The organism is Belliella alkalica (assembly GCF_022549785.1).
In the GTDB taxonomy this organism is placed as follows: domain Bacteria; phylum Bacteroidota; class Bacteroidia; order Cytophagales; family Cyclobacteriaceae; genus Belliella; species Belliella alkalica.
Window position 1 is genome coordinate 154,453 of the sequence record NZ_JAKZGO010000002.1, and the last position, 25,072, is coordinate 179,524.

The window sequence follows — 25,072 nt, forward strand, 5'->3', positions numbered from 1 at the left end:
ATATCAAACCAAACTAAACCCAACAATCAATGAAGGTTAACAAAATAAATATTATTAAAAAAGGAGTCCTGTTTGCTTCAGTCATGCTTGTAGGGCTTGGGTGTATTGTCAAAACAGGTAGAAAAGATACTGAAACACTGAAGGGGGCTTTTGAAGGGAAATTTTATATTGGAGCAGCATTAAGTGGTAATCATATCAACAACCAAAGTCAACCTTCTATGGAGGTTCTAAAATCACATTTCAATTCTATTGTTTCTGAAAACAATATGAAAAGCGGTATGATTCAGCTCAGGGAAGGGGAGTTTAATTTTGAAAATGCTGATAAGTTTATTGAGTTTGGGGAAGCAAATGGTATGCATATCGTCGGACATACTTTGATATGGCATTCTCAAGCACCTAGGTGGTTTTTTACCGATAATGATGGAAATCAAGTCACTCCCGAAGTTTTGACCCAAAGAATGAAGGATCATATCCATACAGTGGTTGGAAGATATAAAGGAAAAGTAAAAGGATGGGACGTTGTCAATGAAGCGATATTAGATGATGGATCTTGGAGAAAAAGTAAGTTTTACGAGATTTTGGGTGAGGATTTTATGAAGTTGGCGTTTCAGTTTGCGCATGAAGCTGATCCAGATGCAGAATTGTATTACAATGACTACTCTATGGCCAATCCTGGCAAGAGAGATGGTGTAGTCAAAATGGTCAAAAACCTACAGGCTCAAGGAATCAAAATCGATGGCATAGGTATGCAAGGTCATATTGGCCTTGAATATCCTACAATTGATGAATTTGAAAAGAGCATTTTGGCATATTCTGATCTAGGAGTGACTGTCATGATCACTGAGTTGGATCTAAGTGTGTTGCCATCTCCGAGAAGAGATATGGGAGCTGATGTAGCTACCAATGTAGAATACCAGCAAAGCCTAAATCCTTATACAGAAGGATTGCCTGATGATGTTCAAAAGAAATTTGATGAAAGGTATATGGCGTTTTTCAAGCTTTTCTTGGATCACCATGACAAAATCTCAAGAGTGACGCTTTGGGGAATCAACGATGGTGACTCTTGGAAAAACGGCTGGCCAGTAAGGGGAAGAACAGATTACCCATTGCTATTCAACAGAGACAATACTCCGAAAAGTGTGGTCAGCGACATTATGAAGTTAGCTGCTAAATATTGATGGAATTTCCCATGGTCTGTGTCTGCACAGACCATGGGAATCTACGCTGGCCTGTGTCTTTATAGACCAAAATATCTGTTTTAATCTTCCAAGGTTTAATTGGTTTGTGTGCACACAAACCAAGGGTCCTAGGACCAAGACACAAACTATGGATAAGATATCAATAACAGTTCTATGTTGAAATAGAAATACCTAACAAACCAATTGACCTAATAGGTCTCCAAACACAGTTCACAGTGTTTAGAGACTCTCTTAACCCCAGTTTTGACATGATTCATGATCTAAAAATAACTTACCTAACTTTTTTTATCTCCATGCTTTTTTGCCTCGATGCTGTGGGTCAAAAAGCCATCAATCCTATCATCCATGCCGATGTTCCTGATATATCACTCATTAGGGATGGAGATACTTACTACATGAGCAGTACCACTATGCATGTCAATCCAGGTGTGCCCATCATGAAGTCTAAGGATTTGGTCAATTGGGAATTAGTAAGTTATGCCTACGAGACTTTAGGAAACTCAGATGACCTTCTGCTACAAAATGGCAAGGATATGTATGGGAAAGGTTCTTGGGCAAGTAGTTTGAGGTTTCACGAAGGGATTTATTATGTAAGTACTTTTTCAGGAAATACAGGAAAAACTTACATTTTTTCTACTGAAAATATTGAAAAAGGCCCTTGGAAAAGCATAGAGTTTCGTCCTTCTATGCATGATCACACTTTGCTTTTTGATGATGGCAAAGCTTATTTGATTTGGGGCGCAGGTGAGATTAAACTTGTGGAGCTAGAAAGTGACCTTTCTGGTATCAAGCCAAATACAGAGCGGGTAATTATCAAAAATGCCCATGACCCCATCAAGGAAGAAATCATGCTTCCGGCAGAAGGGTCTCAGATTTTCAAAATTGATGGCAAATACTACTTGTTTAATATCTCTTGGCCAAGGGGAGGCATGAGGACAGTGATTGTCCATAAATCTGATAATTTGTTTGGTCCGTATGAAGGTCGCGTTGCGCTTCAAGACAAAGGTGTAGCTCAAGGTGGGTTGATTGACACCCCAACGGGAGATTGGTATGCATACCTCTTTAGAGACAATGGGGCAGTAGGAAGGATTCCCTATTTGGTGCCAGTAGTATGGGAAGATGGTTGGCCTGTCTTGGGTGTAGATGGAAAAGTTCCGATGGAATTGGATCTACCGAAAAGTAAAGGATTGATTCCTGGAATAGTAGCTTCTGATGATTTTAAAAGGAAAAAAGGGGATGCAGACCTTCCACTGGTTTGGCAATGGAATCATAATCCAGTAGATGGACTTTGGTCGATCAATCGAAAAAAAGGGTACTTAAGACTCAAAACAGACCGGTTAGATCAGGGTTTTTTATCTGCAAGAAACACCCTTACCCAGAGAACAATTGGCCCTGAAAGTATGGGGACTATAAAAATCAGCCTGGAAGGGATGAAAACCGGTGATTTTGCAGGATTGGGATTGCTTCAAAAAGAATATGGGGTGATAGGTGTAGAAGCAAGCGATGAAGGAAAGAAGCTCAAAATGAAGAGATTCGAGGATAATGTTGTCAAGGAAATTGAATCTGTTGATTTGGAAGGTGATGAGATTTTGCTAAGAGCTGCTTGTGACTTCAATGACAGAAAAGACGAAGCCAAATTCTACTATAGCATTGATGGAGGAAAAAACTGGAATCAACTAGGAGATGTGTTGAAAATGAAATACACCCTTCCTCATTTTATGGGATACAGATTTGCCCTGTTCAATTATTCCACCCAACAAACTGGAGGGTTTGTTGACTTCGATTTCTTTAAAATTGACGATCAAATTAAATTTTAATTCACATGAAAAGTCTGTTAGATATAAAATTGGGTCTATTCAAAAAAAGTATGGCGGTAGCTATACTCCTTTTCTTTAGCCAGGATGTTTTAGGGCAGAATCCGCTCGTCAGAGATCAATTAACAGCTGATCCTACTGCTAGGGTCATCAATGGTAAAATCTACATTTTCCCATCACATGATATTAGATGTGAGCATACACAAGGCCGTCCAGATTGGTTTTGTATGGAAGATTACCATGTTTTTTCTTCTTCAAATTTGACTGACTGGGAAGATCATGGGATGATTTTGAGTCAATATCAAGTGCCTTGGGTAGATCAGGAATCCTTCAGTATGTGGGCTCCTGACGCGATAGAAAAGGATGGGAAGTTTTATTTTTATTTCCCAAGCAAAGCTAAAAATAGAGCTACTGATAGTGATTTGCCTGGCGTGAATGGGTCTAGCTTCAAAATTGGTGTTGCGGTAGCAGAGAATCCCGAAGGTCCTTATGTTCCTGAAGAACTTCCAATCGAAAATGTGAATGGTATAGATCCCAACGTCTTCATAGATCTTGATGGACAAGCCTATCTTTTTTGGTCTCAGCATCATTTTTTTGGTGCAAAGTTGAAGCCTAACATGAAAGAGCTGGATTCAGAAGTCTTCACACTCAAAGATTTTCCTGACGAAGGTTTGAAGGAAGGGCCTTTTGTATTCGAAAGAGAAGGGGTATACTATATGCTGTATCCACACGTAGAAAAAAATACCGAAAGGATAGAATATGCCACTTCCGACAGTCCTTTAGGGCCATATACTTTTCAAGGAGTGGTCATGGACGAATCACCGACAGGCTGCTGGACGAATCATCCATCAGTAGCCAAGCTCGACGAGCAATGGTTATTCTTCTATCACCACAATGATTATTCCCCAGATTTTGACAAAAACCGCTCCATAAGAGCCGATAGTTTGTTTTTTGATGCGGAAGGAAAAATCCAAAAAATCACCCCAACTCTCAGAGGAATTGGTATTTCAAAAGCTGATACAAAAATCCAATTGGACAGATTTAGCAGTCATAGCAAGCAAGGATATCGCATAGATTTCTTGAATCCAGACAGTCCTTTTGATGGTTGGAAATCCGTGTTTTCCAACGACGGTGCATGGGTTCAATACAATCAAGTGGATTTCAAAAATGGGGAAACGAGCAAGGTGATTTTAAAACTAGAATCAAAAGAAGCCAAAGGTACTTTAGAATTAAGGTTAGGCAATGAAAAAGGCAAATTGATAGCCAAGCAAAAAATCAGTGGTTCTTCAAACTGGAATGAGACAAAAACTGATCTCGAAGCTAATGTTAAAGGAGTCCAAGATTTAGTATTGGTATATAAAGGAAAAGGAAATGTAGCAGTTGATTGGGTTTCATTCAACTAAATCATATGAAAAAGATGAGCTATAAAGGATTTAGGCATTTGAAATATAGTATTGCAGCAATCATGTTGTTTGCAGCCAATGCTTGCAATGGTCAATCTCCCAAAGTAGAGGAATCTAACATGAAACTTTGGTACGACCGTCCAGCGACGCAATGGGTAGAAGCACTCCCTGTTGGGAATGGACGATTGGGTGCCATGGTTTTTGGAAATCCAAATGAAGAAATCATTCAGCTCAATGAAAACACTTTTTATGCAGGTCAGCCACACCGAAATGACAATCCAAATGCCTTGTCAGCACTGAACAAAGTAAGAGAATTGATTTTTGATGGTACTTATGTGGAGGCGCAGAAGGAAGTTGACGAGCATTTTTTCAGTGGTCCACATGGAATGCCGTATCAGACTATTGGGAATCTAAAATTGAAGTATGAAGATGACAGTGAGGTCGATGAATACTATAGAGCTTTGGATTTGGATAATGCCATAGTAAAAAGTTCATTTAAAAAATCGGGAATAAAATATTCAACAGAGGTAATTTCATCTTTTCCTGATCAAATTATTGTAGCAAAAATCGCATCCGACCAAGCGGAATCCATCAATTTTACTGCAAGTATGGATAGGCCTGGAGAATTCGAAATCAAAACCAAAGGAAATGATCAATTGGTTTTTTCTGGACTATCAAGTGACCATGAAGGGATCAAAGGAGCTGTAAAGTTTGAAGCAAATGTCAAATTCGTAAACAAAGGAGGAACTGTAAGTTCCACAGAAAGTGAAATCCAAGTTTCCAATGCAGATGAAGTGACAATTTACATTTCCATTGCCACCAATTTTGTCAATTACAATGATATCAGTGCGGATGCTTCAGAGAAATCCTCAAAATATTTGGAGAAATCCACCAAAAAAGACTTTCAAAGCATCTATAAAGATCATGTTGCAGATTATCGGTCATTTTATGATCGGGTAAAATTGGACTTGGGAAGAACAGCAGCTGCTGACTTACCTACTGACAAAAGGATCGAAGAATTTGCCAAAGGGAATGATCCACACCTTGTCTCTTTGTATTTCCAATTTGGAAGATACCTATTGATTGCTGCTTCCAGACCTGGGGGACAGCCTGCGAATCTACAGGGAATCTGGAATCATCAACTGTATCCAGCTTGGGACAGCAAGTACACTGTCAACATCAATGCAGAAATGAATTATTGGCCTGCTGAGATCACCAACCTTACTGAAATGCATGAGCCTTTTATCCAAATGGTAAAAGAACTCTCAGAGTCGGGTCAGCAAACTGCCGATGATATGTATGGAGCAAGAGGCTGGGTGCTGCATCACAATACGGATTTGTGGAGAGTGACGGGACCGATTGATTTTGCTGCCGCTGGAATGTGGCCGCTTGGAGGAGCTTGGGTTTCCCAACATTTGTTTGAAAAATATGATTTCTCAGGAGGTAAAAAATACTTGGATTCAGTATATCCTGCTGCCAAGAGAGCCGCTACTTTTTTCTTGGATTTTCTAGTGGAAGACCCAAAGACAGGGCATATGGTAGTTTCCCCATCTGTCTCCCCTGAAAATATCCCATATAGATTTCACAACTCGGCAGTGGCATCGGGTAATACAATGGACAACCAATTGCTCTTTGACCTTTTTTCCAAAACCATCAAAGCTGCAAAAATACTTGGAGATGAAGATGTATTGATCAAAGAAATGGAAGCGAAATTGGCATTGCTGCCTCCTATGAAAATAGGAAGCTGGGGTCAGCTTCAAGAATGGCAAGAAGACTGGGACAATCCCAAAGATGATCACCGCCATGTCTCACATATCTATGGCTTGTACCCTTCAAATCAAATATCACCTTACAGAACACCAGCGCTTTTTAGCGCGGCCAAGACTTCATTGATCGCTAGAGGTGATGAATCTACAGGTTGGTCGATGGGATGGAAGGTCAATCTTTGGGCTAGGTTTCTGGATGGAAATCACGCTTTCAAATTGATCAAGGATCAACTTAGTCCAGCTATACTTCCTGACGGCAAACAAAGGGGAGGTACCTATCCAAATTTATTTGATTCACACCCACCGTTCCAGATTGATGGCAATTTTGGTTGTGCAGCTGGAATAGCAGAGATGCTCCTCCAAAGCCATGATGGTGCAATTCATATTCTACCAGCACTTCCCGATGATTGGGACAAAGGTTCAGTAAGCGGACTGAGGGCTAGAGGTGGATTTGAATTGTCGATTGGTTGGGACAACTCGCTGCCAATTAAAATTGAAATAGCTTCTAATCTTGGAGGGACTTGTAGGATAAGATCTTACTATCCTTTGGAAGGAAAAGGACTGAAAGAGGCTAGTGGGAAAAACTCCAATTCATTTTATGAAACACCTCAAATAAAGCAAGCAATCATTCATGACAAGGCTAATGTTGAAAGTCCTGATTTGAAAGAGATCTATGAATATGACCTCGAGACCGAAAAAGGTAAGATATACACACTCAAAAATGCTAACAGATAAACACCATACTTCAATGAAGCAAATTCTTGTAATTCTAATTCTAACCATGTGCACTATGACAGCAAATGCTCAAGATGAAAACTTCTATGTTTTCCTAAGTTTTGGGCAATCCAATATGGAAGGTCACGCCAAATTTGAAGAAATAGATACAAAAGTTGACGAAAGGTTTCAGGTGCTTCAGGCAGTTGATTGCGATAATCTTCAAAGAAAAATGGGGCAATGGTATTCAGCAGCAGCACCCATCACAAGGTGTCACACTGGTCTTGGACCATCAGATTACTTTGGGCGTGAGTTGGTCGAAAATCTCCCAAGTCATATAAAAGTGGGTATCATCAATGTCTCCATTGGAGGAACAAAGATCGAGCTTTTCCAAAAGGATGATTATCAAAGCTATGTGGACACGGCACCTGACTGGCTTCAAAATATGGTAAAAGAGTATGATGGTGACCCTTATGGTCGCTTGATAGAGATGGCTAAGCTGGCACAGAAAGATGGTGTGATCAAAGGCATATTACTTCATCAAGGAGAATCTAATACGGGAGACCAAACTTGGCCAAGTAAAGTCAAAGGGGTGTATGATAATATCCTTATGGATCTGGAATTGGAAGAAAATTCACTTCCATTGCTTGCTGGAGAAATGGTCAGCGCAGAGCAGGGTGGAAAGTGTGCAAGTATGAATACAATCATCGCAACATTGCCTCAAGTAATTCCTAATGCCTATGTAATCTCCTCGACAGACTGTGAAGCTGTAGATGATGGACTTCATTTCTCAGCAGAAGGGTATAGGGAGTTGGGCAAAAGGTACGGGATAAAGATGTTGTCATTATTGAAAAGTCCATCTTCCTACTGAATGTAATAATTCAAAGTAATCAATTAAAGAAGAAACAATTAACAATTACAAATATCTGAATGATTCAACCATTTAAACTAAAATATGGTGTGCTTTCGGACAAGCTAAAAATCAAATACCAGTAGAATGAAAAAAAACCAAGCTATTATTTTATCTCTCTTTTTGGCTTTTGTTTCCATCATAGATGGCTATGCCCAAAAGAAAAAAAGTAACTCCCCTTTGTTCAGCGAAGCTGTCTATGAAGGCAAGGATCAGGTTTATATCGACAACCCATTGAATGAAGGGGAGTTTTACAACCCATTGCTGCAAGGCTGCTATCCGGATCCAGCCATCACAAGAAAGGGAGACGATTATTTTATGGTTGTGTCCTCTTTTGCCATGTTTCCGGGAGTGCCTATTTTTCATTCCAAAGATTTGGTGAATTGGACTCAGATAGGGCATGTATTGGATAGAAAATCCCAGCTTAAGGTTCATGATACTGGTATCAGCATGGGAATCTATGCACCTGATATCAAGTATAATCCATACAATGATACTTTCTATATGATCACGACGCAGTTTGCAGGAGGATTTGGAAATATTGTTGTGAAGACCAAAGATCCTTTTCAGGGTTGGAGTGATCCTATCAAGTTGAAGTTTGATGGGATCGACCCAGGGATATTTTTTGATGATGATGGCAAAGCCTATGTGGTTCACAATGATGCTCCAAATGAGGGTGAAGAACGATACACTGGTCACAGAGTCATCAAAGTCTGGGAATATGATTTGGAAAATGATCAGGTAATAGCAGGTTCTGACAAGATTATAGTTGACGGCGGAGTAGATCCTGCCAAAAACCCTATTTGGATCGAAGCGCCTCACATTTACAAAAAAGATGGTGCCTACTATCTAATGTGTGCTGAAGGTGGCACAGGAGACAACCACAGTGAAGTGATTTTCAAAAGTGATAGTCCTACGGGGCCTTTTATTCCTGCACCTTCCAACCCAATATTGACTCAGCGGTATTTTGGAAATAACAGAAGCAACAGGGTAGATTGGGCTGGTCATGCTGATTTGGTCCTAGGTCCAGATGATAAGTACTATGGAGTGTTTTTGGGAATCAGACCAAATGACAAGAACAGGGTAAATACTGGTAGGGAGACATTCATTCTTCCAGTAGATTGGTCAGGTGAATGGCCTGTATTTGAGAATGGATTGATCCCAATGGAACCTAAATTGAAAATGCCTGCTGGTGTCACAGAAAACAAGACAGGACAAGATGGATTTTTCCCAAATGGCAATTTTGTCTATACCGAAAAATTTGATGGTAAAAACCTCGATTACAGATGGATTGGTTTGAGAGGGCCAAGGGAAGATTTTATGGAGTTTACAAAAGGTGGTCTGAAGATCAATCCATTTGATGTAAATATCAAAGAAGTGAAGCCAACTTCCACTTTATTCTACAGACAGCAGCACAAGAACTTCTCCTTTACTACCAAGATGGACTTTAAGCCTCAGTCAGAAAAAGAATTGGCGGGAATAGTTTGTGTCCAAAATGAAGCCTTTAATTATGTATTTGGCGTCACCAAAATAGGGAATGATTTTATCCTTCTTTTGGAAAGAACTGAAGGAAAAGGAATGGGAAGAAATAGGTCTGTTGATTCCAAAATCTTGGCATCTACCAAAATAGATATTTCTGGACCGATATCGCTACAAGTAAAAGCTACTGGAGATGATTATGAATTTGGATATGCTGTCGATGGTATAGATTTCAAAAATCTAGGAGGAACAGTTTCAGGAGATATTTTATCTACAAATGTTGCTGGTGGTTTTACAGGAGCGATGATTGGTTTGTATGCAACTACAGCCAATGATGCGAGCGTGGAACAGAAATAATTTAAAATCTGCAATCCTTTCTGGCTTTATCGATAATCAGCAGTTTGAAGAAAGTGGGTGAAACCTGAATGGTTTTTTCTCGCCATAAGCCAACCGATGACAGTGATATGTTGCTGGATTTAGGAATGAATAAATAACAACCAATCATACATTTTAACCTCAGCAAAATAACCTAACTATGCTAGATACACTAAAGAAACTCGCCAAATCCTTCATTCTTATCTTGTTGCTTTTCTGCGCAAAAGCTACAATTGCACAGGATGGAACCATTTATCCACTAGAAACCCCAGATGAGCCCAATGCTATTCCTCTTGGTACAGGTGGGGTCGTTGATCAGCCCGCTTCAGAGACTTGGTTTAGGCAATGGGGTGATCCAATGGCTCGCAATATCACTGTTGCAACCTTAACTCCATTCCTTCCGGAACCTGGAAAGGCAAATGGCACGACCATAATTGTAGCTCCTGGAGGAGGCTTTCGATGGCTTTCGCTGGACAATGAAGGCTGGAAAGTAGCAAAAGCATTGGCAGATCAAGGAATCACCGCTTTTGTGCTCAAGTACAGATTACATCCAACTCCAGAATCCTTAGACGGCTTTAGGGATTCCATGAACAGAACTTTCGATGCAGCAGCTAATTCTGCACAAGACGAAGAGCCAAGGCCTCGCCCAGTGCAGAGAGACCTTTCTGACCAACTCGAGGACGCTGAGGCAGCCTATGCAATGATTGTAGAAAGAGCTGAAGAGTGGGGAGTCGATACAGAAAGAATAGGCATGATTGGCTTTTCGGCTGGTGCTGGTCTTACTATGCATTGTACACTGAATTCCAAGGCTATGAAACTTGCCTTCATAGGTCCAATCTATGGCGGAATGGGAGCTGTAGAGGTTCCTAAGAATGCACCTCCTATGTTCAATGTGATCGCCAGTGATGATTTTCTCTTCAGAGGTCAGTTTGGTGTCATCGACTCTTGGTACAAAGCAGGAATACCTGTTGAGTTTCATCTTTATCAAAATGGTGGTCACGGTTTTGGACTGGGAAATCCCAACCGTACAAGTAACCGTTGGTTTGATGCCTTTATTCACTGGCTCGATGTCAATAGCTTTCTCACGGCCAAGTCGTCGGAGTGATGGGTGCTTAGGATTTACCTATAGTTAATAAGAAAAAATAGAAATATTAAATCTCACGAATAAACCTATTTTATGAAAAAGTTATCGCTTTTTTCCAAAGCAAAAGACCTATTGAAGCTAGCACTTGGGTTGGTCATGATCTCCGCATCTGTATCATGTGCCCAAGAAGAAACCCAGACAAGTTTGGTTCAAGATGGGAAATACGTCCACACTGTTGCCGGTAACCCATATCTCCCTTTGTGGGAGCATGTTCCTGACGGAGAACCAAGGGTATTTGAAGACCCAGATAATCCTGGGAAATATAGGGCATACATTATTGGATCACACGATCTAAGATTCACAAGTTATTGTGGTCCTGATATCAGGATGTGGTCAGCTCCTGTGGAGGATTTGACAAGCTGGAGAGATGAAGGCGCTATTTTTACTTATGAGATAGATGGACAATGGGATGTGATGTATGCACCAGATTTGGTGGAAGTAAAAAGAAAAGACGGAACTAAGGAATACTACCTATACCCACATAGCAGAGGTCCTGGAAGGGAAGCAATGGTAGCAAAAGGCTCAAGACCAGATGGACCATTTACTCCAATCAATATGACTGAAGACGGAAGACGTACGATTCCTGGAAGTATTTTGGGTTTTGATCCCGCTGTTTATATAGAAAATATCGATGATCCAAATGATCCTGATTATGAGATAGGTTTCAGAGCTTATGGATTCTGGGGATTCCAGAGGTCTATGGCAGCTGAATTGGATCAGAATACCATGTATTCGATCAGGCCTGGTACTGAAGTGATTCCTTATTTTCTCCCTGCCAGTAACAGATATGGTTCTCTAAGAGATCCAGAGGGAACTCAATATCCAAATATCTACGAGGAAGAAGATTTGGGAACATTCAATTTCTTTGAAGCTTCATCAATCCGAAAAGTTGGTAATAAATACATCACTGTGTTCAGTGGCTATTCAGGTCCAGATTATGGCGTAAGTAGTACCAATTCCACTTTGAGATATGCAGTGGGTGATTCTCCACTCGGTCCATGGAAAAGCGGAGGTGTATTGGTGGATTCAAGAGGGCCAGTTTTGAATGAAGATGGAACTGGTATCATTCTTACCAACGGTGGGCACAATACTCATGGAAGTATCGAAGAGATCAATGGGCAATGGTATGTGTTTTACCACAAGCCACCTAGAGGTTTTGGTTTTGCACGTCAGCCTGTAGTTGCACCTATCAGTATTGAAGTGGATGAAACTCCAGTAGCTGAAGGTGGAGGAGCCAGAATCAGAGCCTATGATCCTTATGCGGAAAACAAACAGTGGACAGCTAAGGACAGCCAAGGCAGAGAATACAAAGGTGCTGAAGTGACCTCAGAAGGTTTCCACATGTATGGTCTTAACCCATATCAATATTACTCAGCAGGCTATGCTGCTTATCTTTCTGATATCAGCATCCAGCAGGATTCTTGGGATATTTGGGACAACCATATGCCGATCACGCAAGTCAAAGACGGACATATTATTGGTTACAAATACTTTGGTTTTGGTGGTTTGGAAGGAGATAAATATGGACTTAAAGCATTTGAAGGAACAAAAGCGGGAAATCAAACAGCTTTCAATCTTTTCCTTACTCCAAAGACTAACAAAGCCTTCAAAGTCAATGTTTGGATAGATGGTCCTTATGCAAATGATACATGGAAAGGTACTAAGATCGGTATAATCGAAGTTCCTGCAAATTCCAAAAATGAACCGACAAAATTCAAAATAGATGTATCGGAATATGTTGATCAATTGGACAAAAAACATGCTGTTTACTTAGTGGCAGAAGGTGATGGATCAGAACCTCTTTTTGACCTGATGGGATTGGCATTTAGTGCAAAAGGAAAAGAAATCGAAAGGCCTATTTCTCCAAAGATCAGCATATCAGTGAATGGTGAGGATGTAGAGGTTCCAGAAACACCTGTAAGGTCCACAAATGAAAATGGCATCGTTGGATATGGTCTTTATGAAGTAAATGCAAGCCTACCGGCAGGTTCGAATTCTAATCCCAAAGTAACTGCCAAAGCTGATAATCCATCTGTGAAGATATCTATTGAACAGGCTGAAAATAAGGACGGAGAAGCTACAGTAACTTGTGACTACAGAGGAGTCATTAAAACTTACAAAGTGAGATTCAATTAAGCAATCTAAATCAATGTAGTTTAGATAAGACCTTCCAGGTTTGCTATTAAATTAAGAACAGGTTTCTTATTTGGCAGTGAAGACCAAAAAAAGGTTTAAACCTGGAAGGCCTGTTTTCTTAACTAAACGACATTGCTATCTAAATATAAATTTCATAATAGACTGAAAAGGTTGATTTACCTTTTCTAAAATTTCCCAAAGCTAAAAACTTTGGGGGAGTTACATCACAACCTTAAACCTAAACCAAATGAAAACTGCCATAAAATTCTTTTTCACGCTAGCAATCACTTTAATTACTCAGATAGGATTCTGTCAAAACCCCATTATCCGGGATTTTTTCACAGCTGATCCAGCACCGATTGTACACAACGATATAGTTTACTTGTACACCAGCCACGATACAGCATCTGTGGAATCCAAGAACTATGAGATGAAAGATTGGTTGGTATTCTCTTCCACTGATATGGTGAATTGGGAGTATCAAGGAGCTCCCATTTCTCCAAAAACTTTTTCTTGGGCTACAGGTGATGCTTATGCGGCACATTGTACCGAAAGAGATGGGAAGTTTTATTTTTATGTATCTACATTTCACAAGGAAGATGAGAATAGTAAAGGTGGTGCAGCCATAGGTGTAGCTGTGTCTGATAATCCTACAGGCCCATTTGTAGATGCTATTGGCAAAGCATTGGTTGTAAATGAAATGACAACTGACAACAAGCATGGTTGGGATGATATCGACCCAGCAGTTTTTATTGATGATGATGCCCGCCTGCCAGATGGGCAGGGGCAAGCTTACATTTATTGGGGCAATGGAAGTCTGAAATGGGCAAAGCTCAAGGACAATATGATAGAAATGGATGGCGAAATCAATTATTTGAATCCCGAAAATTTCATTGAAGGCCCATGGGTTTACAAACGCAATGATCTGTACTACTTGCTTTATGCCAGCAAGGGTGAAAAAGCAGAGCAAATTGACTATTGTATAGCCACAAGTCCAGAAGGACCATGGGAACACAAAGGAGTGATTATGGAAAGTGTTCCCAATAGTTTTACAGTTCATCCAGGGGTGGTTACTTACAAGGGGAATGATTATTTCTTCTATCACAATGGTGTGCTACCTACAGGAGGAAGTTATAGAAGATCTATTTGTGTGGACTATATGTACTACAATGAAGATGGCACCATCCAGAAAGTGATTCAGACTGAGGAAGGAGTCGGTGCAGTTGAATAGTTCTATTCATTAATAATAAGCAAATGGAGGTTTTGAATAATTGTAAAGCTAAAGTGGATGTTTTAAAAATGCTTATTGCAATAAGCTTTTTTGCATTCCCTACATTTTCTTTTGGCCAAGAGGTGGATGTGGTCAGAAGTCCTGATGGGCAACTGAGTGTTAGCATTTTCATCGATGGTGGTGAATTACATTACTCGGTCAGCTATGATCAAAAATTAATGCTTGAAAAGTCCCCTTTGGGATTGCTGACAAATGAAGGAGATTTTACAAAAGAAATGTCTTTTGTAAGCGCATTCATTGGTAAAATAGATGAGTCCTATACTTTGGATAGAATCAAACAATCTTCTGTAGAATACAAAGCCAATACACTCTTTTATACAGCAAAAAATAAAGAAGGTAAAAAAATCTCCATTCGCTTTTTTGTCAGTGACAATGACATAGCATTCCGATATGAATTGCCCAAATGGGGTGAAACAGGTGCTACAGTAGTTGAAAGTGAAATCACAGGTTTCAAATTTCCTTCAAATTCCACAGCATTTCTTTCACCAATGATGCGTCCCATGACAGGTTTTGCAAGGACTGCACCTAGTTATGAAAGCGGATATGTGACGGATGCACCTTTGGAAAGCACCAATGCAAGGTATGGTTATGTCTTTCCGAGTTTGTTCAAAATTGGAGATAATGGCTGGGTTCTCCTTTCAGAAACTGGTGTAGGTAGTAACTATAATGGTGCACACTTGAGTGCTATCAAAGATGGAGTCTATACGGTGAATTATCCTCAAATGGAACAAAACAATGGTTTTGGAAGTACTGGCGCACAAATCGGCCTTCCTGGGAATACTCCGTGGAGAACAATTACCGTGGGTGAATCACTAAAACCAATAGTTGAAACCACTGTTTCTTATGATGTGGTAGAGCCTTTGTATGAACCTTCACAAGTATATAAATATGGGAAAGGAACTTGGAGCTGGATACTCTGGCAAGACAACAGCATGAACTATGATGATCAGGTCAAGTTCATTAACTTGGCAGCTGAGATGGATTTTGAATACATCTTGATAGATGCTTGGTGGGATGATAGAATCGGTTACGACCGTATGGAAGAATTGATCAAATATGCAAATTCCAAAAATGTGGATGTGTTTCTTTGGTACAATTCCAATGGTACTGCCAATGATGCTTTCCAAACGCCTTTGAATAAAATGAATACTTCCATTGCTAGGAAAAAAGAAATGAAATGGCTTCAAGAAGCAGGGGTAAAAGGTTTGAAAGTTGATTTTTTTGGAGGAGACAAGCAAGAGACCATTCGGCTATATGAAGATATTTTGGTGGAAGCCAATGAATATGGGTTGATGGTCATTTTCCATGGAGCCACATTGCCAAGAGGATGGGAGAGGATGTATCCCAATTTTGTGGGAAGTGAGGCTGTATTAGCTTCTGAAATGTTGGTTTTCGTACAAGATACTAGGGAAAAAGAGGCTTTTTATGCCACACTCCATCCTTTTATCCGAAATACTGTGGCGAGTATGGAGTTTGGGGGAATTCTTCTCAATAAATATCTCAACAAAGGAAACCAAAGTGGACAGGAGAGATTGACAACTGATATCTTCCAGTTGGCGACAGGTGTGCTTTTCCAAAATCCGGTACAGATGTTCGGCTTGACGCCAAATAATCTAGAGGATGTTCCTGAATTTGAACTGGATTTTTTGAGAAAATTACCGACGACTTGGGATGAGACGATTCATATAGATGGCTATCCTGGAAAATATAGTGTGATAGCTAGAAGAAAAGGGGATCATTGGTATATCGCTGGAGTCAATGCTGAGGCTGATGCTAAATCCTTGAAGCTAAAACTTCCCATGGTGGTTGGGAAAAAACTTAATCTCTATAATGATGATAAAAGTAAAAAACCTTTCATAAAAACAGTGGAAGTAGGGAAGGAAGGTGTTTTCGAAGTTACTATCCAATCCCGTGGTGGGTTTGTCTTGACCAACCATTGATGAAAGCAAAAAATAGCCATTGAATAATTAAGTGTATATGAGGAGGACCAAAGATATCCTTTTCACCAAAACAAAATCTGATGAAAGAAATTGAAGTAAAAGTATCCCAATACCTTTTAATAAGCTGTCTGGTATTATTCAGTAGGATTGTTTTGGCACAAAATCCAATCATACAAACTGCCTACACCGCAGATCCGGCACCGATGGTGTACAATGACAAAGTCTATCTCTATACTTCCCACGATGAAGATGGATCGACTTGGTTTACTATGAATGATTGGCGACTATATACTACTGAAGACATGGTAAACTGGACAGATCATGGATCGGTATTGTCTTTTAGGGATTTTGACTGGGGAAAAATAAACGCTTGGGCACCTCAATGCATAGAGCGCGATGGGAAGTTCTACATGTATGTACCCATTACAGACAGAAACAATAAAAATGGCATAGGGGTAGCTGTTTCTGATAGTCCTTATGGGCCATTTATAGATCCTTTAGGCAAACCTTTGATCAGCAATAGCAGTGCAGATATAGATCCGACAGTTTTCGTAGATGATGATAACCAAGCGTATTTGATGTGGGGGAATCCGGTCTGCTATTATGCCAAACTCAATGAAGATATGATTTCTCTTGACGGTGAAGTCGGTCAATTTCCCAATACAATAGAATCTTTTGGAAAGAGAAAAGCAGACGACCCCAAAAGACCCACTACTTATGAAGAAGGACCTTGGCTTTACAAGAGAAATGATCTTTATTATTTACTTTTTGCCGCAGGAGAACTTCCAGAGCATCTGGGTTATTCCACAAGTGAAAGCCCAACAGGCCCTTGGAAGTATCAGGGAGTGCTGATGCCAGCTGAAGGCCGAAGTTTTACCAATCACCCTGGGATCATCGATTACAAAGGCAAAACCTATCTTTTTTATCATAATGGAGCACTGCCTGGTGGAAGTGGGTTTACACGTTCAGTTGCAGTGGAAGAGGTCAAGTTCAATGAAGATGGTACAATCGTGCCTATGAAAATGACAGAAGGAATTACCAAAAGTATAGGTTCTGTAAATCCATTTGTGAAAAATGAAGCTGAGATGATCGCATGGTCAGAGGGAGTCAAAGCCAAGAGCAATGACGTAGTTGGGAATTTTATCACAGCTACCCGGAATGATGCTTATACAAAAGTGAAAGGTGTTGATTTTCGTGAAAGTGGCGCTACCAAGTTCACAGCGAGAGTAGGTACAACTCATAATGGTGGCGTAACAATGGAAGTGAGATTGGGAAGTGTAGATGGAGAATTGTTGACGACTATCAATGTGCCTTTGACAGGTGGAGACGATAGGTGGGTTTTGGTAGAATCTGAAATAGAAAAAACCACTGGTATCCACGATTTGTATTTTGTATTCAAGGGGAAAGCATCTCGGGACATTATGTACTTTGATTATTGGAATTTCAGAAAATGATAAAAAAACACTGGAAGGTTATAAAATAATATGTCTTTCTGCTTTTATATCAGAATCCAAATTTCAATAGGTTCATACCTTGAAATACAGATGCCGTCGATAATCGAGGATATATCCACATGATTTCATGTGAAAACTCACTTTCTGGGCGCATTGCGGAAAATTAAGTTTATTGATTGGTTAAATTAAGTATGATTAAAATAAAATAAACATGAAAAATTTAAAATTTAACATTTGGGGAATAATAGCTTTTTCGGTCATAGCATTTAGTTGTGGGAGTACAGAAGATCCACTTCCTGATGTTAAAATTCCAGAAGATAAAGAAGATATAAAGGATGAAGGAGTAGTAGCAATTCCACTTAAGGAGTTGTTCAAAGATTTTTTCCCAATAGGAGCAGCTGTCACACCACAACAAGCAGATCCTGGGACAAATCATGGTGTTGCATTGCAAAAGCATTTTTCTAGTATTACTGCAGAAAATGTAATGAAGCCAGATGCATTACAGCGTAACAAAGGGTTTTATACATGGGAAGGAGCAGATAGAATTGTTCAATTTGCCAAATCCAACAATATGAAAGTGAGGGGACATACTTTAACTTGGCATTCCCAGACTCCGGATTGGATGTTTTATGATCAAGATGGTGCCCTTTTATCTAAAGAAATCGCTATGGAGCAATTGAAAGAGCATATCACAACAGTTGTGACTAGGTACAAAGATGATGTATATGCTTGGGATGTTGTGAACGAAGCTTTGTTTGACTGGGATCCAAATGGTGTGATAGTCTATAGAGAAGACTCTCCGTGGTATAAAATATTTGGTGAATCTTATATCGATTCGGCTTTTGTCTTTGCACACAGAGCAGATCCGAATGCAAAACTTTTTTACAACGATTATAATTCTATATTTAGTTGGAAAAGAAATAAGATTTATGACCTTGTGAAGAGATTGAAAGATAATAACATTCCTATCCATGGTGTTGGATTACAAGGTCACTGGATGGTGGAGACTTCAGAACAGGATATAAGAACCACCTTGGACTTGTTTAGAGGTCTAGGTGTTGAAATTCAGATTACAGAATTGGATTTGCCAGTTTATTTATCGAATACAGAGCCAGGATCCACTGTTTATACAGATACTTTTTCTTTTAGACAGAAGCAAGCATATAGTATGATATTTAATGTGTTACTCGATTATAGTGATATTATCACAGGAGTGACATTTTGGGGTATTGGAGATGACCATACATGGCTAGACCAACCAGGAAGGAAAGCATTTCCTTTTCTGCTCGACGAGGAACTAAAACCAAAGCCTGTCTACTTTGAAGTGCAGAAATTGGTTCAAAGCAGGCAGTAGTTTTGTTAAATTTTATTCTTGTCAGAATCTATTCATATGTATGTCCGCATTTACATCAGTAGCCATTTATAGTATCGTTTGAAGTTCATTTCAATCAGTTGTGGTCAGATGACTTTAGACGATTTGCATAATTGTAAGTGATATATTCAGCTGCTTATGTCATTGCGGATAATCATAGTATTTAATTTCAAGTAATTATTAAAATCAGAATAAAATATAAGTTTGATGGTGTTCAAGTGAAAAGTTTTGTAAGATCACTAAAATTATATGACTGGTTTATTAATGCTCCTTTTTAGCTTTATTTTAGAAATCAAATCGAAAAATGATGACAGATGAAAGATGAAATAAACCAACAAAAATTAACCAAAGGTGAGAAAAGAAGGGATTTCATAAAGAAAAGCGCACTTGCATTCGGGGCTTTTCACATTATTCCAAGCCATGTACTTTTTTCAAAACCTGAAATCAGAAACAAAGCAGGGGAAATCGTGCAGATGGCATCTAAAGTGCCAAGTGATAGGGTAAATCTAGCTTGTATAGGAATCGGCAATAGAGGAGAGCAAGTGATCAATGACTTTGATAGAACTGGTTTGTCTAATGTGGTTGCGCTATGTGATGTAGACATGGGTGCTCCCCATACAGCTAGAATCATGGAGAAACATTCCAAAGCCGTTCGTTTTAAGGATTTTAGAGAGCTTTTAGACCAAAAAGAAGTAGATTTTGACGCAGTTGTCATTTGTACACCGGATTTTTCACATTTCCCTATAACCATGCACGCCATGGCTTCTGGTAAGCCTGTGTATGTAGAAAAACCAATGGCAAGGACATTTCAGGAAGTCGAACTGATGATGAAGGCAGCCAAGAAATACGGAGTGATTACCCAAATGGGTAATCAGGGACATTCAGAAGCCAATTCTTTTCAATTTAAAGCTTGGGTAGATGCAGGAATTATAAAAGATGTAGAAGCCATTACCTGCCATATGAATAGCAGGAGAAGATGGCATGGTTGGGATACTTCTATGACAAGCTATCCAAAGGCAGAACCAATACCAGAAACACTTGATTGGGATCTTTGGCTGACGACAGCAGAGCATCATGATTACAACAAGGATTTCGCCAATGGCCAATGGAGATGCTGGTACGAATTCGGAATGGGAGCTTTGGGAGATTGGGGTGCACACATTATGGATAGTTTCCATAGATATTTGGATTTGGGTCTTCCAGAAGAAATCAACGCAGTCAAACTAGATGGTCATAATCCATTATTCTATCCACAAGCAACTACTTTGGATTTCAAATTTCCTAAAAGAGGAAAAATGCCTGAAGTGAATGTGACTTGGTATGATGGATTGGAAAATTTACCACCACTTCCTGAGGGTTATGGTAGTTCTGAATTGAGTTCAGATATCCCTGCGGCAGGAACAGGACAAATTGAGCAGAGAACACTGAATCCAGGTAAGATAATTTATGGCAAAGATTTGACATTCAAAGGTGGTTCCCATGGTAGTACACTTTCTATCATTCCAGAAGAAGCAGCAAATGATATGAAAAGTAGTTTGCCGGAAGTTCCAGAAAGTAGTTCCAACCATTTTGCAAACTTTCTTTTGGCATGCAAAGGTGAAGAAAAAACCAGATCTCCTTTCGAAGTTTCAGGGCCACTAAGCCAGATATTTTCATTAGGAGTCTTAGCGCAACAGATGAATACCAACCTGAAATTTGACAGAAAGAAAAAAGTAATCACCAACAATAAAGTTGCTAACGAGCTACTCAATGGCACCCCTCCAAGAAAAGGGTGGGAGGAGTATTATAAGTTGTAAGGAAATAGAACCTGACCTTCGAGGTTTCCAAAAACCTCGAAGGTTTACCTATAACCCAAGGTCAAGGGTGCGAGAATCATGAAGTGAAGTCAGTATAAAATGTCATGTCCTAACCCCAATGGGGTTAAACTTTAAATAGCCCCGGCTCGCAACCTGGGAATTAATGATGATACAGGAGACAACAACCCTGAAGAGCCTGGTCCGATAATTTCGGGAGGTTGAACTTCTTTAATCAATAGAAAAAATGTCAAATAATATCAGGACGCGACAGATTGTATTGCAATTATTTGATGATGGAGAACCAAATTTATATTCGTATAGAAGAGAAGAATTTAAAGTCGATTAAGTGAAAATATTTAATTAACCAATAAACCTATAACCTATGAAAAATCTTAAAAAACTAACCTTAATGCTGCTTGTTTGTATCTCAAGTTGTGCATTTGCGCAAGACGCAGATATCATCGCGCCATCAGGTTTTGACCAAGTAAGAGAAGAAGTTTCAAAAGGAGAAGTAAAAGAGATATCGTATCCATCAAAGACAGTTGGTGTGGATCGTGTTGCCAATATTTATTTCCCTCCGGGGTACACTGCGTCTGAAGCTTATCCAGTGCTTTATTTACTACATGGAATTGGTGGGGATGAAAGAGAGTGGCTTGATCAAGGTACACCAAATGTAATCTTAGACAATCTCTATGCGGACAAAAAAGCAAAGCCAATGATCATCGTCATGCCAAATGGTCGCGCCATGAAAAATGACCGTGCGGAAGGTGATATCTTTGGTGCAGAACCTGTCAAGGCATTTGCAACATTCGAAAAGGATTTGATGGATGACTTGATTCCATTTATTGAAAAATCATATAAAGTAAAGCCTGGAATAGAAAATAGGGCTTTAGCTGGACTTTCTATGGGTGGAGGTCAATCTTTGAATTTTGGATTGAATCATCCTGAGGACTTTGCCTGGGTTGGAGGTTTTTCACCAGCACCAAATACAAAGCGAGGCAGTGATTTGCTTCCACAAGTAGATGTTTCCCGAAAAAACCTAAAGTTGCTGTTTCTAAGCTGTGGTGATCAAGATAACTTGATGAGAGTATCTAATCAAACGCACGATTATCTAAAGGAGCAAAACATCAATCATACCTACAGAGTGATTCCAGGTCACCACCATAATTTTGAATATTGGAAAAATGAGTTGTATTTCTTCGCACAAGAGATATTTTAGATAAATCTTATATGAGTATCCGCAATGTTGCACGTAGGGTAAGAAGTAACTTTGTAAATTGCGGATACTCGTCATCAGACAACAGTTCACAGTCAACAGAACCACAAATCGTTCATCCAATAATCGATTGCTTGGCTACGTGCAAGAAAGCGGATACACATGAAATCTTATTTTCATTATCATGATCAGTCACTTTTGACAGTATCTTGGCCAGATGTAGTTCTTATGTTAGATACGGTGAATCCTATAGATGGAAGAGATGAATCAGGCTTGAATCAAATATTTGAGGGAATAGATAATTCAAGTACCCCTGTTTTGACTTGGATTGATATAAAGGAGTTTTAGTCTTTGACTGAAATATTGCTTTTCTAAATTTTTAAGAAAAAATGAAATGAAGTATTATAAATTTTCTTTGAGTAAGTTTTTTATGAAGTGTTTCTTGTTTAGTGGAGCGCTATTTCAGGCTTGTGGCGGTTCAAATGATGGAGTGGAGTTTGCAAGTGAATTTTATGGGGATGCGGAGATCATCAGGATAGATCCTAAAAAGGATATAGATGAGGAGTATTCGATGAAAGCATCGCTGATCGTATCGAGTATAGAATTCTTTCCGCTCACCTTACCGGGGGATATGATTATTGGTGAGATAGCAAAAATGATTCATCACAATGGCCATGTTTATATTTTCGATCGCCATACGGAATCAATTTTTATATTTACTGATGAAGGCGAATTCGTAAATGCGATCCAAAGAAAAGGAGAGGGGCCAGAAGAATATGGAGATATCAAAGACTTTGAAGTTGATCGAAATTCAGGTAATGTTTTAATTTATTCACCGAGAAGTCAAAAAATTCTGCGCTATACAATCACAGGGGAGTTTTTGGGAGCTATGAATAATAAGATTCAACATACCTCCTTTTTTCCGATAAGTGACTCTAAAATAGCGATTTATAATTCCAGACGGTCAAATGGACATATTTTTGAAAGTACTTTTCCTATTCAACCTAGATTTATCATTGCAAATGATGCAGAAGAAATCGAAAAGCAAGATTTGGAGACAGCTTATCGCGAGCAGTTGTTGATGTACCCACTTTCGAATCTAGGGTTTTATCAAATTGGAGATTCTTTAAGGCTGATGGAATCCATCAATTCAGTAGTTTATCGGGTTAATTTAGAAGAGGGAAGGGTTTATCCAAGGTTTGCATTTGACTTTGCCAATGCTAATCCACCAAGATTGTATGATATGGAAGCTGATGAGCTTTCCACATTTGTGGAGGATTATAATAATAAAAAAGTGGGTGGTTGGGCTTCTCTCCATAGAGTGGATGAAACAGCAGATTTTCTGTGTGTCACCTATTTTTATGACAAGCAAGTCTGTAGGATATTTTATTCAAAACACAATAAACGTCAGGTCAAAATAGGCTCTTCTTGGATGAATGATATTGACAATATTCCCATGCCAATAAATGAAACTACAACTAATGAAAGTGAGTTTTTGGGTTACTATGGTTCAGATATGCTTTCTATGATGATCAAGCATGGTAAAAATAATCCTTCCCAAAGAATTCTTGATTTGGAAAAGAGTCAAAGAGATGCTGAAAGCATTATTTTGGTAAAGTTTAGGTTGAAAGATTTTTGAATTTTTCGACCACGGATAGCACAAATCTCAACATAAGAATGCACAAATAAAACCAATGCTAAAATTTATAGTGACCTTTATACCACATTATTGGATTCACATACCTCTGAATTTGTGAATCAGCAAAATTGGATTGTTTTCTTTCTTTAAATTTTTAAACATTTACAGATTATTCGATTTTGAATGCGCTTCGCATAAATTCTTTTTCGGCCCTTGATATGCCTATATTGTCAGCAAATTTTTCCCAAAGTTTTACCGCTGTAAATACCTCTTGAACGATTTCTTCCATACGTTTTTTATCAAGTCTAAAAAAAACTCCAACACTTTTTGCTAATTCAAAATCAAGGTCATTATTATCCATATCTATATTTATTGCAAGTCCATTTTTATCGATTGATGGGTTCAAATCAAAAGCAGGAGATAAAACCCAACCATCATGGGTTAATAAGAACCCATGGTTTCTCAAGTGATCATCTGTATTTGAAATGGCAATGTTGAAAACAATCCTGCGCCATAACTGATGTAAATTCTCTTCTATTTGAATCCCATTATTTTGGATAAATTCGGCTATTTCAAGATAACTTGCCATATTATCTCGAATGGTATCCTCATTGTTTCCTGTCATAGTCATCGCGGATGAAAAATGAATGCGTTGCTCTTTATCTCTGTCAAACCTCTTGGTGAAAAAGGTGTGGTGGTTTCCAGATATTTTTTCGATTTTACAAGTACTCATTATAATTCCGGCTTGAATAGCTAGGCGATATGCTAAAAACTCCCAAGCTCCTTTATCTATAATGTCATTTTTGGAAGGGAATTTGGCAATCCATAAATTTTTTGATTCATCCAAAACATTTGCTTTAGGTCGAGCACCACCTAGAGAAGAACCAGGAGCCATTAATATAGCCAACCATTTTTTTATTTCGCTATTATTTTCGTCATTTTCAAAACTTGATGCTGCGTATTGCAGTTCACGAATCAAAGCCCAAGGAGGAGTGGGGTTTTCGTTATTGTTATCTAAAAATGGGCCGTTTCTATCAGTCTTAAACCGTAACGCTCCCATCCGGCTTTCATCATAAACACCCAATAAATAATCAATGTCATAGAGTAAAGGAGCTTGTATGTTGTTTTCCTTAGCTTGTTCAACAGAACGCCTTTTCATCAAGGTTCGACCCCATGTATCAGGCATACTATCTAAGAATACTCCAAAATTCTCTTTATTATTTGGGAATTGAGTCCCTTTAAAAAATTGAATATCAGGGTCTAGAAGTAATTGTTGCTTTGATTGAATCCATGATTTGTCATACTCAAAGCTGAAAACCTTTTTTCCTTTACCGTAATGGGCAGAAAGTAAGCCTATAGTTTTTGGCTCTTCTAACCCTTTCCAATCTGCATAAACATAAATATCGAATTTATTTGACGCCATA

At 39.1% G+C, this 25,072-nt stretch carries 17 protein-coding genes; 16 read left to right on the forward strand and 1 reads right to left on the reverse strand.

The features are described 5' to 3' along the window. The first annotated feature begins 29 nt into the window (after nt 1-29). From MM213_RS02900 to MM213_RS02975, 16 genes are all read left to right on the forward strand, one after another. On the forward strand, nt 30-1,178 hold the full coding sequence (locus tag MM213_RS02900) for an endo-1,4-beta-xylanase (protein WP_241410002.1): 1,149 nt from the start codon (nt 30-32) through the stop codon (nt 1,176-1,178). A 314-nt stretch (nt 1,179-1,492) separates the two neighbouring features. Continuing rightward, the gene (locus MM213_RS02905) at nt 1,493-3,016 is read left to right on the forward strand and encodes a glycoside hydrolase family 43 protein (protein WP_241410205.1); all 1,524 of its coding nucleotides are present in this window, start codon (nt 1,493-1,495) and stop codon (nt 3,014-3,016) included. Between the two features lie 5 nt (nt 3,017-3,021). Next, entirely contained in the window at nt 3,022-4,416 is a 1,395-nt protein-coding gene (locus tag MM213_RS02910) for a family 43 glycosylhydrolase (protein WP_241410003.1), read from the forward strand. Nucleotides 4,417-4,421: 5 nt separating this feature from the next. After that, the gene (locus MM213_RS02915; RefSeq protein ID WP_241410004.1) at nt 4,422-6,917 is read left to right on the forward strand and encodes a glycoside hydrolase family 95 protein; all 2,496 of its coding nucleotides are present in this window, start codon (nt 4,422-4,424) and stop codon (nt 6,915-6,917) included. A 13-nt stretch (nt 6,918-6,930) separates the two neighbouring features. Further along, the gene (locus tag MM213_RS02920; protein WP_241410005.1) at nt 6,931-7,767 is read left to right on the forward strand and encodes a sialate O-acetylesterase; all 837 of its coding nucleotides are present in this window, start codon (nt 6,931-6,933) and stop codon (nt 7,765-7,767) included. 126 nt (nt 7,768-7,893) lie between these two features. Then, nucleotides 7,894-9,642, forward strand: coding sequence for a glycoside hydrolase family 43 protein (locus MM213_RS02925; RefSeq protein ID WP_241410006.1), 1,749 nt, complete (start codon nt 7,894-7,896; stop codon nt 9,640-9,642). 178 nt (nt 9,643-9,820) lie between these two features. Continuing rightward, a complete protein-coding gene (locus MM213_RS02930; protein WP_241410007.1) occupies nt 9,821-10,765 on the forward strand; it encodes an alpha/beta hydrolase in 945 nt (314 codons plus the stop codon). Nucleotides 10,766-10,837: 72 nt separating this feature from the next. After that, nucleotides 10,838-12,940 carry a hypothetical protein gene (locus tag MM213_RS02935; RefSeq protein WP_241410008.1) on the forward strand — a complete coding sequence of 701 codons (2,103 nt, stop codon included), beginning with the start codon at nt 10,838-10,840 and terminating at the stop codon, nt 12,938-12,940. 247 nt (nt 12,941-13,187) lie between these two features. Then, nucleotides 13,188-14,171, forward strand: a complete 984-nt coding sequence (locus tag MM213_RS02940) for a glycoside hydrolase family 43 protein (RefSeq protein ID WP_241410009.1) — start codon at nt 13,188-13,190, stop codon at nt 14,169-14,171. 68 nt (nt 14,172-14,239) lie between these two features. Continuing rightward, nucleotides 14,240-16,171 (forward strand): glycoside hydrolase family 97 protein, encoded by a 1,932-nt coding sequence (locus tag MM213_RS02945; RefSeq protein ID WP_241410010.1) that lies wholly within the window; start codon nt 14,240-14,242, stop codon nt 16,169-16,171. 80 nt (nt 16,172-16,251) lie between these two features. Further along, nucleotides 16,252-17,625, forward strand: a complete 1,374-nt coding sequence (locus tag MM213_RS02950; protein ID WP_241410011.1) for a glycoside hydrolase family 43 protein — start codon at nt 16,252-16,254, stop codon at nt 17,623-17,625. A gap of 211 nt (nt 17,626-17,836) precedes the next feature. Then, complete coding sequence (locus MM213_RS02955) at nt 17,837-18,979, forward strand: endo-1,4-beta-xylanase (RefSeq protein WP_241410012.1); 1,143 nt, start codon at nt 17,837-17,839, stop codon at nt 18,977-18,979. Between the two features lie 332 nt (nt 18,980-19,311). Then, nucleotides 19,312-20,793, forward strand: coding sequence for a Gfo/Idh/MocA family oxidoreductase (locus MM213_RS02960; protein WP_241410013.1), 1,482 nt, complete (start codon nt 19,312-19,314; stop codon nt 20,791-20,793). 382 nt (nt 20,794-21,175) lie between these two features. Further along, nucleotides 21,176-22,012 (forward strand): alpha/beta hydrolase, encoded by an 837-nt coding sequence (locus tag MM213_RS02965; RefSeq protein ID WP_241410014.1) that lies wholly within the window; start codon nt 21,176-21,178, stop codon nt 22,010-22,012. A gap of 159 nt (nt 22,013-22,171) precedes the next feature. Further along, on the forward strand, nt 22,172-22,357 hold the full coding sequence (locus MM213_RS02970; protein ID WP_241410015.1) for a hypothetical protein: 186 nt from the start codon (nt 22,172-22,174) through the stop codon (nt 22,355-22,357). Between the two features lie 46 nt (nt 22,358-22,403). Further along, nucleotides 22,404-23,648 (forward strand): DUF4934 domain-containing protein, encoded by a 1,245-nt coding sequence (locus MM213_RS02975; protein WP_241410016.1) that lies wholly within the window; start codon nt 22,404-22,406, stop codon nt 23,646-23,648. Nucleotides 23,649-23,817: 169 nt separating this feature from the next. Here the strand turns inward: MM213_RS02975 and MM213_RS02980 are convergent, their stop codons facing one another. Further along, nucleotides 23,818-25,071 carry a type II toxin-antitoxin system HipA family toxin gene (locus tag MM213_RS02980; RefSeq protein ID WP_241410017.1) on the reverse strand — a complete coding sequence of 418 codons (1,254 nt, stop codon included), beginning with the start codon at nt 25,069-25,071 and terminating at the stop codon, nt 23,818-23,820. Between the last annotated feature and the right edge of the window lies 1 nt (nt 25,072).